We start from the raw sequence: 11,268 nt of genomic DNA, 5'->3' as shown, positions 1-11,268 counted from the left end.
CCCCGGGTGCTGGGGAGCACCCGGGGCCCTCTTGTGTGTTCTGCCTGTTGTTCCGGCCCTACGGCAGCTGGGTCGCCCGGGCCTCGCGCCGGTTGCCGCGGAAGGTGTTCACCCGCCGGGCCGTCGCGAAGAGCGGGATGACCGCTCCCAGGACCACCTGCAGTGCACAGCCGGTCTGGAGGAGCAGCTGACCGCCGGGGGCATCGAATGCCCACGCGGCGAGGAGTCCCATCGCGGCCACGATCCAGCTGAGCATCGCCACCGCGAGAACGCCTCGCGGTTTCGGGTACTCGACCCGGCTGACCATCAGCCACGCCACTCCGACGATCGCGAGCAGCGTCGGTACGAACGGCAGCTCCAGGAGCACGATCGAGACGACCGTGAGCGCTCCGAAGGGGCTCGGCATGCCCTGGAACATGCCGTCCTTCATGGTCACGCAGGAGAATCTGGCAAGCCTGAGCACCACCGCCAGCAGCACCACGATCGCCGCCAGCGCCGACACCCGCTGGTGTGCGTCGTCCGCGACCATGCCGTAGACGAGGACGAAGTACGCCGGGGCGAGCCCGAAGCTGATCAGGTCCGAGAGGTTGTCCAGCTCGGCGCCCATCGGCGAGGAGCGCAGCTTGCGGGCCACGAGCCCGTCGAAGAGGTCGAACACCGCGGCCAACAGCATGAGGATCACGGCGGTGGCCGCGGAGTGCCGGGCCATGCCGCTCTCGTCGCTGCCCGTGAGGTGCGGGATGAGGATTCCGGTGGTGGTGAAGTACACCGCCATGAAACCGCACGTGGCGTTGCCGAGAGTGAGGGTGTCCGCTATCGACAGCCGCAGAGAGAGCGGCATGTCCTCGCCGGCATCCTCCTCGGACTCCGCCTCGGGCACCCAGCCGGCCTGGGTCTCAGGATCAATCACGGTCAATTCGAGTCACCCCCGCGGTGGTGGCCTGGCCGACCTCGACCGCGACATCGATACCTTCCGGAAGGTAGATGTCGACCCGGGAGCCGAAGCGGATCAGGCCGATGCGCTCGCCCTGCTCCACCTTCGTGCCCTGCGGGATGTAGGGGACGATACGACGTGCGACCGCACCCGCGATCTGCACCATCTCGATGTCGCCGAGTTCGGTGTCGAAGTGCCAGACAACGCGCTCGTTGTTCTCGCTCTCCTTGTTGAACGCCGGAACGAACCCACCGGGGACGTGCTCGACCGAGGTCACCGTTCCGGCCAGAGGCGCACGGTTGACGTGGACATTCAGCGGGCTCATGAAGATCGCGACGCGGGTACGCCCGTCCTTCCACGGCATGATGCTCTGCACCACACCGTCGGCCGGTGAGATGACCCGGCCCTGGGCGATCTCGCGCTCGGGGTCGCGGAAGAACCACAGCATGCCCGCCGCGAGCGCGGTGGTGGGCACGGCCACCGCCGCCCAGCGTCCGGACTTGCGGGCCCGGGCGAGGCTGAGTGCCGCGGTGGCGACGGTCGGCAGGAGCCACGGCGAAGCTCCGCGCGCAAGGCGGACTCCGCCGCGTGGTGCAGAGGTTTGGCTGTCGGGCATGGATGACCTTCGTAGCGGATGATGCCGCGCTGGCAACGGGGGACGGCGGCTTTTCCGGCGATGTTAGCGGTTGCCGCCCGCAACTGGGCAAGCCAGCAGCCGAGTCGGACGGCTTGAAGGCACCGGCCGAGGATGACAGGGTGTGATCTTCTTCGCGGCCAAATCGGCCTGAAAGGGGCAATCAACCCTGGAACCGGTACTCCTCCAGGAGTCGGCGCCCAATGATCATTTTCTGGATCTCGGCGGTACCTTCACCGATCAACAGCATCGGGGCCTCCCGGTAGAGGCGCTCGATCTCGTACTCCTTGGAGAAGCCGTAGCCGCCGTGGATCCGGAAGGCGTCCTCGACGACTTCCTTGCAGTACTCGGAGGCGAGGTACTTCGCCATCCCTGCCTCCAAGTCATTTCGTTCCCCGGAGTCCTTTTTGCGCGCTGCATTTACCATCATTGCATGGGCGGCCTCGACCTTGGTGGCCATTTCGGCCAGCTTGAACTGGATCGCCTGGTGCTGGGCGATCGGCTTTCCGAAGGTCTCGCGCTGTTGGGCATAGGAAATGCCCAGTTCGAATGCACGCTGAGCGACGCCGCAGCCACGCGCGGCCACATTTACCCGGCCGACCTCGACGCCGTCCATCATTTGGTAAAACCCTTGGCCGGTGGTGCCGCCCAGTACGCGATTGGCTGGAATACGTAGTCCGTCCATGATGAGTTCGGTCGTATCCACGCCCTTATAGCCCATTTTGTCGATTTTGCCGGGAATGGTGAGGCCGGGCCGGACCTCACCGAAACCGGGCTCCTTCTCCACCAGGAACGTCGTCATCGACTTGTGCGGAGCGGTCCCCTCGGGGTGGCCTTCGTCACTCCGGCACAGGATGGCGACGAGCGAGGACGTACCGCCGTTCGTCAGCCACATCTTCTGGCCGTTCAGGACGTACTCCTCGCCGTCCCTGACGCCCTTGGAGCTGATGGCCGAGACGTCCGAGCCCAGCGCCGGCTCGGACATCGAGAAGGCGCCCCGGACCTCGCCCAGTGCCATCCGCGGCAGGAACGTATCCTTCTGCTCCTGGGTGCCGTGCTGCTTGAGCATGTACGCCACGATGAAGTGCGTATTGATGATTCCCGACACGCTCATCCAGCCGCGCGCGATTTCCTCCACGCACAGCGCATATGTGAGAAGCGACTCACCCAGCCCTCCGTACTCCTCGGGAATCATCAGCCCGAACAGGCCGAGTTCCTTGAGTCCCTCGACGATCTCCGTCGGGTACTCGTCACGGTGCTCCAGCTGGTTTGCGACCGGAATGATCTCCTTGTCGACGAAATCCCGGACCGTGGAGAGGATTTCCTGCTGGACATCATTGAGGTCGGCAGTCTGGGCAAGTCGCGTCATGGCTACTTCTCCACGTTCTTCTGCGAAGGCTGGTTCAGCTCGGGGCGGCCGGGCTGCTCCCCGCCGCGCTCCTTGATGTACGTCTCGGTGGGGACCATCACTTTGCGCCGGAAGACGCAGACGAGCGTCCCGTCCTGCTTGTAGCCCTTGGTCTCGACGTGGACGATCCCACGGTCGCTCTTGGATTTTGACGGAGTCTTGTCGAGAACGGTCGTCTCGCCGTAGATCGTGTCGCCGTGGAACGTCGGCGCGACATGCTTCAGCGACTCGACCTCCAGGTTGGCGATCGCCTTTCCGGAGACGTCCGGCACGGACATGCCGAGCAGTAGCGAGTAGATGTAGTTGCCGACTACAACGTTCTTGCCGAAATCGGTGGTCTTCTCCGCGTAGTTGCTGTCCATGTGCAGCGGGTGATGATTCATGGTCAGTAGGCAGAAGAGGTGGTCGTCGTACTCCGTGACCGTCTTCCCGGGCCAGTGCTTGTAGATTGCACCGACCTCGAACTCCTCATAGGTGCGCCCGAACTGCATGATCAGGCCTCCGGCGCTTCGAACTTGGAGGTGCGCTGCATGCCGGCCGCGCGGCCCTTGCCCGCGATGACGAGGGCCATCTTGCGGCTCGCCTCGTCGATCATCTCGTCGCCGAGCATCGCCGAGCCTTTCTTGCCGCCTTCCTCGGAGGTGCACCACTCGTACGCGTCGAGGATCAGCTCGGCGTGGTCGTAGTCCTCCTGCGAGGGCGAGAACACCTCGTTGGCCGCGTCGACCTGACCGGGGTGCAGCACCCACTTGCCGTCGAAGCCGAGCGCCGCCGCACGGCCCGCGACCTCGCGGTACGCGTCCACGTCGCGGATCTGCAGGAAGGGGCCGTCGATCGCCTGGAGGTCGTGCGTACGGGCCGCCATCAGAATGCGCATCAGGATGTAGTGGTACGCGTCCGCGCCGTACCCGGGCGGCTGCTGACCGACGACCAGGGTCTTCATATTGATCGACGCCATGAAGTCGGCCGGGCCGAAGATCAGGGTCTCCAGGCGGGGCGAGGCGGCGGCGATGTCGTCGATGTTCACCAGGCCCTTGGCGTTCTCGATCTGCGCCTCGATGCCGATCCTGCCGACCTCGAAGCCCATCGTCTTCTCGATCTGGGTCAGCAGCAGGTCCAGGGCGACCACCTGCTGGGCGTCCTGGACCTTCGGCAGCATGATGCAGTCGAGGTTCTGGCCGGCGCCCTCGACGACCGTGATGACATCGCGGTACGTCCAGTGCGTCGTCCAGTCGTTGACCCGCACGACCCGGGTCTTGCCCGTCCAGTCGCCGTTGTTCAGCGCGTCGACGATGGTGTGCCGGGCGCTCTCCTTGGCGAGCGGCGCGCAGGCGTCCTCCAGGTCGAGGAAGACCTGGTCGGCCGGGAGGCCCTGGGCCTTCTCCAGGAACCGCGGGTTCGAGCCGGGCACGGCCAGGCACGAGCGGCGCGGACGCAGGCGGTTGACGGCAGTCATGCGGGGACCTCCAGGGGGTCGAGCTTGTTCGCTTTCCGGATCTCGTCGACGATACGGCCGATGATCTCCGTGATACCGAAATCCTTCGGGGTGAATACGGCGGCGACACCGGCCCCGATCAGGGCCGCGGCATCGGCGGGCGGAATGATCCCGCCCGCGATCACCGGAATGTCGGCGGCGCCCGCCTCGCGCAGGCGGGTGAGTACGTCGGGGACGAGTTCGGCGTGCGAACCGGACAGGATCGACAGGCCGACGCAGTGCACGTCCTCGGCGAGGGCGGCCGAGACGATCTGCTCGGGGGTCAGCCTGATCCCCTGGTAGACGACCTCGAAGCCGGCGTCCCTGGCCCGTACGGCGATCTGTTCGGCGCCGTTGGAGTGCCCGTCCAGGCCCGGCTTGCCGACCAGCAGCCGCAGCCGCCCGGCGCCCAGGTCGGCCGCGGTCCGGGCGACCTTCTCGCGGACCAGAGCGAGCGGAGTGCCGGCCTCCGCGGTCACCGCGACCGGGGCCGACGAGACGCCCGTCGGAGCCCGGAACTCGCCGAAGACATCGCGCAGCGCCCAGGACCACTCGCCGGTGGTGACACTCGCGCGAGCGCACTCCACGGTCGCCTCCATCAGGTTCTCGGTGCCCGCGGCGGCCTTCTTCAGCGCGGCCAGCGCATCGGTGGCACGGCCCTCGTCACGGTTGTCGCGCCACGCGGCCAGGGCCGTGACGACCCTGGCCTCATTGGCGGGATCGACGGTCATGATGGCCTCGTCGAGGTCCGCGGTGAGCGGATTCGATTCCGTCGTCTCGTAGATGTTGACGCCGACGATCTTCTCCTCGCCGCCCTCGATCCGGGCCCGGCGGGCCGCGTGCGAGGAGACCAGCTCGGACTTCAGATAGCCGGACTCGACGGCCGCCATGGCGCCGCCCATCTCCTGGATCCGGCCGATCTCGGCGAGCGACTCGGTGACCAGCTCGTCCACCTTGGCCTCGACGACATGCGAGCCTGTGAAGATGTCCTCGTACTCCAGCAGATCGCTCTCGTGGGCGAGGACCTGTTGGATACGGAGCGACCACTGCTGGTCCCACGGCCGGGGGAGCCCCAGAGCCTCGTTCCAGGCGGGCAGCTGGACGGCCCGGGCGCGGGCGTCCTTGGACAGGGTGACGGCCAGCATCTCCAGGACGATGCGCTGGACGTTGTTCTCCGGCTGCGCCTCGGTCAGACCGAGCGAATTGACCTGGACGCCGTAGCGGAAGCGGCGCTGCTTGGCATCGGCGATGCCGTACCGCTCACGAGTGACCTGGTCCCAGATGCGCCCGAAGGCGCGCATCTTGCACATCTCCTCGACGAAGCGGACGCCCGCGTTCACGAAGAAGGAGATCCGTGCGACCACGTCGCCGAACTTCTCCTCGGGCACCTGGCCGGATTCCCGTACGGCGTCCAGGACCGCAATGGCCGTCGACATGGCGTACGCGATCTCCTGGACCGGAGTGGCTCCCGCCTCCTGCAGGTGGTAGCTGCAGATGTTGATCGGGTTCCACTTCGGGATGCGGTTGACCGTGTACGTGATCATGTCGGTGGTCAGCCGGAGCGAAGGGCCGGGCGGGAAGACGTGCGTCCCGCGCGAGAGGTACTCCTTGACGATGTCGTTCTGTGTGGTGCCCTGGAGCTTCGTGGGATCGGCGCCCTGCTCCTCGGCGACCACCTGGTAGAGCGCCAACAGCCACATCGCGGTGGCGTTGATCGTCATCGAGGTGTTCATCTGCTCCAGGGGTATGTCCTGGAACAGCCGGCGCATGTCACCGAGGTGCGACACGGGCACGCCGACCCGGCCGACCTCGCCGCGGGCGAGGACGTGGTCGGGGTCGTACCCGGTCTGCGTCGGCAGGTCGAAGGCGACGGACAGGCCGGTCTGACCCTTGGCGAGGTTGCGCCGGTAGAGCTCGTTGGACGCCTCGGCGGTCGAGTGACCGGCGTACGTCCGCATGAGCCAGGGACGGTCCTTCTGACGGCCACTCATGTCAGACATCCCGGCTGTGCTTGTCGGTCCGCTCCGCTGACGCGTCACGGCTGTGCTTGTCGGTCCGCTCCGCTGACGCGTCCCGGCTGTGCTTGTCGGTCCCCTCCGCTGACGCGTCACGGAACAGGTTGATCGCGTCGATGTGCTGCTCGCGCAGCTCCTCGTTGCGCACCCCCAGACCTTCGCGGGGGGCGAGTGCCAGCACGCCGACCTTGCCCTGGTGGAGGTTGCGGTGGACGTCGTACGCGGCCTGGCCGGTCTCCTCCAGGGAGTAGACCTTCGACAGCGTCGGATGGATCTTGCCCTTGGCCACCAGGCGGTTGGCCTCCCACGCCTCGCGGTAGTTGGCGAAGTGCGAGCCCACGATCTTCTTGAGCGACATCCACAGGTAGCGGTTGTCGTACTCGTGGTTGTAGCCGGACGTCGACGCGCAGGTGACGATCGTGCCGCCCTTGCGGGTCACGTACACCGAGGCGCCGAACGTCTCGCGGCCCGGATGCTCGAAGACGATGTCCACGTCCTCGCCGCCGGTCAGTTCGCGGATGCGCTTGCCGAACCGCTTCCACTCGCGCGGGTCCTGGTGGTGCTCGTCCTTCCAGAACTTGTAGCCCTCGGCGTTGCGGTCGATGATCGCCTCGGCTCCCATCTTCCGGCAGATGTCCGCCTTCTGCTCGCTGGAGACGATGCAGATCGGGTTGGCGCCACCGGCCAGCGCGAACTGCGTGGCGTACGAACCGAGTCCGCCGCTGGCGCCCCAGATCAGCACATTGTCGCCCTGCTTCATGCCGGCGCCGTTGCGTGAGACGAGCTGGCGGTACGCGGTGGAGTTGACCAGGCCCGGAGCGGCGGCCTCCTCCCAGCTGAGGTGCTGCGGCTTCGGCATCAGCTGGTTGGACTTGACAAGTGCGATCTCTGCCAGACCGCCGAAGTTGGTCTCGAAGCCCCAGATGCGCTGCTCGGGGTCGAGCATCGTGTCGTTGTGGCCGTCCGAGGACTCCAGTTCGACCGAGAGACAGTGTGCGACGACCTGGTCGCCGGGGTGCCAGGCGTTGACGCCGGGGCCGGTACGCAGGACGACACCCGCCAGGTCGGAGCCGATGACGTGGTACGGCAGGTCGTGGCGCCTGGTGAGCTCGCTGAGCTTTCCGTAGCGCTCCAGGAAGCCGAAGGTGGACATCGGCTCGAAGATCGAGGTCCACACGGAGTTGTAGTTCACCGAGCTCGCCATGACGGCGACTAGTGCCTCACCGGGGCCGATTTCGGGCACCGGGACCTCGTCCAGGTGCAGCGACTTGCGGGGGTCCTTGTCGCGGGTGGCGAGCCCGGCGAACATCTCCGTCTCGTCCTTGTGCACGGTCACCGCGCGGTACGACTCAGGGATGGACAGGGCCGCGAAGTCCGCGGCCGTACTGTCCTGCGATTGGATCGCGTCCAGGATTTCCTTCACGGTGTGCCTCCGGCGGATGGGGGGCGCTGAGGGAGCGTTTGAGGGTCCCTGCGAGCAGCGGGGGGAGCTGTGTGGTGTGGAGGTGCTGCCGTCGGTTCGGCTGGTACGGCTTCGGCTTGCTCTGTGGAGCAGAAGGGTTTGCCTGTGACGCAGGCGTCCGGGCGCGCAGGCACCTGGCTTGCGGGGACAGCCGGCGTACGTGAGGTCTCGGCACGCCGGCCGCCCGGACAACTTCAACGTATGGCACTCCGTGACACCTGGCAAGGCACTCGGTGCCAACAATTTCTCTCACTTGTCACCCGCCGGTCACGCATGAGCGGGATGGGCGGTGTTCCACGCGGTTCCGTCCCGCCGGGAGTGGTCAGCGCGAGGGCCGGTACACATACGGAGTCGTGGTGCTCAGGGTGAGGAATCCGAGGCGCTGAAGGATCGGGCAGCTCTGGTCGGAGGCGTCGACCTGAAGGTAGCGGTAGCCGCGCTCCGCCGCGATCCGGGCGCGGTGGGCGACCAGGGCCCGGTGGATTCCCTTCCCGCGTCATGCGGGGACCGTCCCGCTGCCCCACAGCCGCGCGAAGCCGGGGTGCAGTTCCATCCGTGCCGCGCTCACCGGCTCGTCCCCGGCCATGGCGTGGCAACCCGGTTTCCGGGGTGGGGCGGGGCGGGGGGCCGTCCCGCCCCCGGTCAGCGGTCCTTGAGCGCCTGCTGGATCGTGCGCATCACTTCGTCGAGCGGCGCGTCCGTCCGCGCCACCGTGACCAGCACCTCGCCCTGGGACGTCACCGAAGCGGCCGGCTGCTTCGCGGGTTCGGCGCCCGCGATCCGGCCCGCGCCGATGCCGGTGCCGAACGTGTCGCGGACGATCGAGAAAGCGTGGTCGAGCTGGGCCTCCACATCGCCCTCGCCGCCCGCCCGCAGCCAGCGGCGCAGCACATGGTTGTGCGCGGTGACGACGGCGGACGCGGCGACCTCCGCGAGCAGCGGGTCGTCGTTGCCGACGTGGTGGTCGCGCTCGTCGAAATGGCCCAGCAAGTAGCGCGTGAACAGCCGCTCGTAGCGGGCCACCGAGGCGATCTCCGCCTCGCGCAGGGTCGGGACCTCGCGGGTCAGCTTGTAGCGGGCCACGGAGACCGCCGGCTTCGCCGCGTACATCTTCATGACTTCCTTGATGCCGCGGCAGACGGTGTCGAGGGGGTGCTCGTGCGCGGGGGCGGCGTTGAGGACGGCCTCGGCCCTGACGAGGGTGTCGTCGTGGTCCGGGAAGATCGCCTCTTCCTTGGAACGGAAGTGCCGGAAGAAGGTCCGTCGGGCGACGCCGGCGGTGCCCGCGATCTCGTCGACCGTCGTCGCCTCGTAGCCCTTCGTGGCGAAGAGTTCCATCGCCGCGGCGGCCAGTTCACGGCGCATTTTGAGCCGTTGAGCGGCGGCGCGGGTGCCTGCGGCACTCTCCTGGGGGTCGGGCGCGGCGGAGACACGGGGGGACCTGGCGGGCTGGGACATGGTGTGAACGTACTGCATCGGTGCAGGGGAACGCGCCTGTGGGGGCGGGCCACCCGACGGATCGAGCAGTCCTCCCCACCCGGCCCCCGGCTCAGCGGGGCCGGCAGTGGGCTTCGCGGCGTCGCGGGGCTGGGGCGCGCGCCTCGCGGCGTTGTCGTCCATCACCATGTTCCCCGAGCTCTCGGCTTCGCTCGAGCAGGGGAGGCCCCATTCGCCATGCCTCAATCCTCCGCCTTGCGATGCGCGCGCCCCAGCCCCGTCCGCGCCGCCCACTGCCGGGCCCTCTCAGCGCCGGGCATATTCGCGGAAGCCGCGCCCCGTCTTGCGACCGAGGCAGCCGGCGGCCACCAGATGCTCCAGCAGCGGCGCCGGGGCCAGGCCCGGGTCGCGGAACTCGCCGTGCAGCACCTTCTCGATGGCGAGCGAGACATCGAGTCCGACGACGTCGAGGAGTTCGAACGGGCCCATCGGATAGCCGCCGCCCAGCTTCATCGCGGCGTCGATGTCGTCGAGGCTCGCGTAGTGCTCCTCGACCATCTTGATCGCGTTGTTGAGGTACGGGAACAGCAGCGCGTTCACGATGAAGCCGGCCCGGTCCCCGCAGTCCACCGGGTGCTTGCGGACCTTGACGCACACCTCGCGGACCGTGGCGTGGGCATCGTCCGCGGTGAGCACCGTGCGGACCACCTCGACCAGCTTCATCGCGGGCGCCGGGTTGAAGAAGTGCATCCCGACGACGTCCTGCGGACGCGAGGTGGCCCGGGCGATCGCCACGACCGGCAGCGACGAGGTCGTGGTGGCGAGCACCGCGCCCGGTTTGCAGACCTTGTCCAGCATCCCGAACAGCTGCTGCTTGACCGCCAGGTCCTCGGCCACCGCCTCGACCGCGAGATCGACATCGGCGAAGGCGTCCGGCGAACCGGCCGCGGTGATCCGGCCCAGGGCCTCGTCCCGGGCCTCGGCGGTCAGCCGCCCCTTGGTGACGGAACGCTCCAGGGACTTGGCGATCCGGCCCTTCGCCGCGTCCGCCTTCTCCTGGCTGCGGGCGGCGAGCACCACGTCGTAGCCGGCCTTCGCGAAGACCTCGGCGATCCCCGAGGCCATCGTCCCCGAGCCCGCGACACCCACCGACCGCACCGTGCGCCCGGCCACCGCGGACGCGCCGGCCTGCGGGGTGAGCGCGTCCGGCACCACGGTCTGGCTGCCGGACTCCGCGTACGTGTAGAAGCCGCGGCCCGACTTGCGGCCGGTCAGCCCCGCCTCGCTGAGCTGCCTGAGGACGGGGGCCGGGGCATGCAGCCGGTCCTGCGACGCGGAGTACATCGCCTCCAGGACGGTGCGGGCCGTGTCGATCCCGATCAGGTCGAGCAGGGCGAGCGGGCCCATCGGCAGGCCGCAGCCCAGCTTCATCGCCGCGTCGATGTCCTCACGGGAGGCGTAGTTCGCCTCATACATCGCGGCGGCCTGGTTGAGGTACCCGAACAGCAGCCCGTCGGCGACGAAACCCGGCCGGTCGCCGACCGCGACCGGTTCCTTGCCCAGGCTGCGGGCGAGCGCGGTGACTGCCTCGACGGCCGGCGGCGCGGTCAGCACCGAGGAGACCACCTCGACCAGCTTCATCGCGGGCGCCGGGTTGAAGAAGTGCAGGCCGAGCACGCGCTCGGGGCGCAGCGACTCGGCGGCCAGCCGGGTCACCGACAGGGCGTTGGTGCCGGTCGCCAGGATCGCCGTGGGGGAGACGATCGCGTCGAGCTCCCGGAAGACCTGCTGCTTGATCTCGTACGACTCGGGCACGACCTCGATGACCAGTTCCGCCTCCGCGGCGGCCCGAAGGTCCCCGAAGGTACGGAAGCGGGCGAGGGCGTCGCTCCGCTCGTCCTCGG

Annotated in this window: 9 protein-coding genes and 1 pseudogene; all 10 read right to left on the bottom strand. The window is 68.1% G+C overall.

The genetic code is table 11. From position 1 onward, the window contains the following. Positions 1-58: 58 nt before the first annotated feature. Complete coding sequence (pssA, locus tag ACFU8Q_RS33290) at positions 59-880, bottom strand: CDP-diacylglycerol--serine O-phosphatidyltransferase (RefSeq protein ID WP_384461369.1); 822 nt, start codon at positions 878-880, stop codon at positions 59-61. A 22-nt stretch (positions 881-902) separates the two neighbouring features. Continuing rightward, entirely contained in the window at positions 903-1,550 is a 648-nt protein-coding gene (locus tag ACFU8Q_RS33285) for a phosphatidylserine decarboxylase (protein ID WP_326768947.1), read from the bottom strand. A gap of 181 nt (positions 1,551-1,731) precedes the next feature. Then, positions 1,732-2,937: an acyl-CoA dehydrogenase family protein gene (locus tag ACFU8Q_RS33280; protein WP_384461366.1), complete on the bottom strand. Its 1,206-nt coding sequence runs from the start codon at positions 2,935-2,937 to the stop codon at positions 1,732-1,734. 2 nt (positions 2,938-2,939) lie between these two features. Further along, positions 2,940-3,467: a MaoC family dehydratase gene (locus ACFU8Q_RS33275; protein ID WP_266749959.1), complete on the bottom strand. Its 528-nt coding sequence runs from the start codon at positions 3,465-3,467 to the stop codon at positions 2,940-2,942. Between the two features lie 2 nt (positions 3,468-3,469). Further along, positions 3,470-4,432: an HpcH/HpaI aldolase/citrate lyase family protein gene (locus tag ACFU8Q_RS33270; RefSeq protein WP_384461363.1), complete on the bottom strand. Its 963-nt coding sequence runs from the start codon at positions 4,430-4,432 to the stop codon at positions 3,470-3,472. After that, positions 4,429-6,441: a protein meaA gene (locus ACFU8Q_RS33265; protein ID WP_384461361.1), complete on the bottom strand. Its 2,013-nt coding sequence runs from the start codon at positions 6,439-6,441 to the stop codon at positions 4,429-4,431. Before ACFU8Q_RS33265 ends, ACFU8Q_RS33270 begins: the two co-directional genes overlap by 4 nt. 1 nt (position 6,442) lies before the next feature. Beyond that, the gene (ccrA, locus tag ACFU8Q_RS33260; RefSeq protein WP_384461358.1) at positions 6,443-7,888 is read right to left on the bottom strand and encodes a crotonyl-CoA carboxylase/reductase; all 1,446 of its coding nucleotides are present in this window, start codon (positions 7,886-7,888) and stop codon (positions 6,443-6,445) included. Positions 7,889-8,249: 361 nt separating this feature from the next. Next, a pseudogene (locus ACFU8Q_RS33255) lies at positions 8,250-8,516 on the bottom strand (GNAT family N-acetyltransferase); the annotation flags it as partial. Positions 8,517-8,569: 53 nt separating this feature from the next. Further along, positions 8,570-9,385, bottom strand: coding sequence for a TetR family transcriptional regulator (locus ACFU8Q_RS33250; protein WP_384461355.1), 816 nt, complete (start codon positions 9,383-9,385; stop codon positions 8,570-8,572). Positions 9,386-9,670: 285 nt separating this feature from the next. Next, positions 9,671-11,268, bottom strand: a 1,598-nt coding sequence (locus ACFU8Q_RS33245) for a 3-hydroxyacyl-CoA dehydrogenase family protein (protein ID WP_384461352.1), incomplete at its 5' end; no start/stop codon positions are given.

The sequence above is a fragment of the Streptomyces sp. NPDC057543 genome (assembly GCF_042801895.1).
Classification (GTDB): Bacteria; Actinomycetota; Actinomycetes; order Streptomycetales; family Streptomycetaceae; genus Streptomyces.
Note: the sequence above shows the minus strand (reverse complement) of the source record. Positions and strands in the feature narration are given on the sequence as shown.

Bases quoted from the DNA above. Each gene is read 5' to 3' on its own strand.
- ACFU8Q_RS33250 (WP_384461355.1), bottom strand. From the start codon at position 9,385: ATGTCCCAGCCCGCCAGGTCCCCCCGTGTCTCCGCCGCGCCCGACCCC.
- ACFU8Q_RS33280 (WP_384461366.1), bottom strand. From the start codon at position 2,937: ATGACGCGACTTGCCCAGACTGCCGACCTCAATGATGTCCAGCAGGAA.
- ACFU8Q_RS33285 (WP_326768947.1), bottom strand. From the start codon at position 1,550: ATGCCCGACAGCCAAACCTCTGCACCACGCGGCGGAGTCCGCCTTGCG.
- ACFU8Q_RS33275 (WP_266749959.1), bottom strand. From the start codon at position 3,467: ATGCAGTTCGGGCGCACCTATGAGGAGTTCGAGGTCGGTGCAATCTAC.
- ACFU8Q_RS33270 (WP_384461363.1), bottom strand. From the start codon at position 4,432: ATGACTGCCGTCAACCGCCTGCGTCCGCGCCGCTCGTGCCTGGCCGTG.
- ACFU8Q_RS33265 (WP_384461361.1), bottom strand. From the start codon at position 6,441: ATGAGTGGCCGTCAGAAGGACCGTCCCTGGCTCATGCGGACGTACGCC.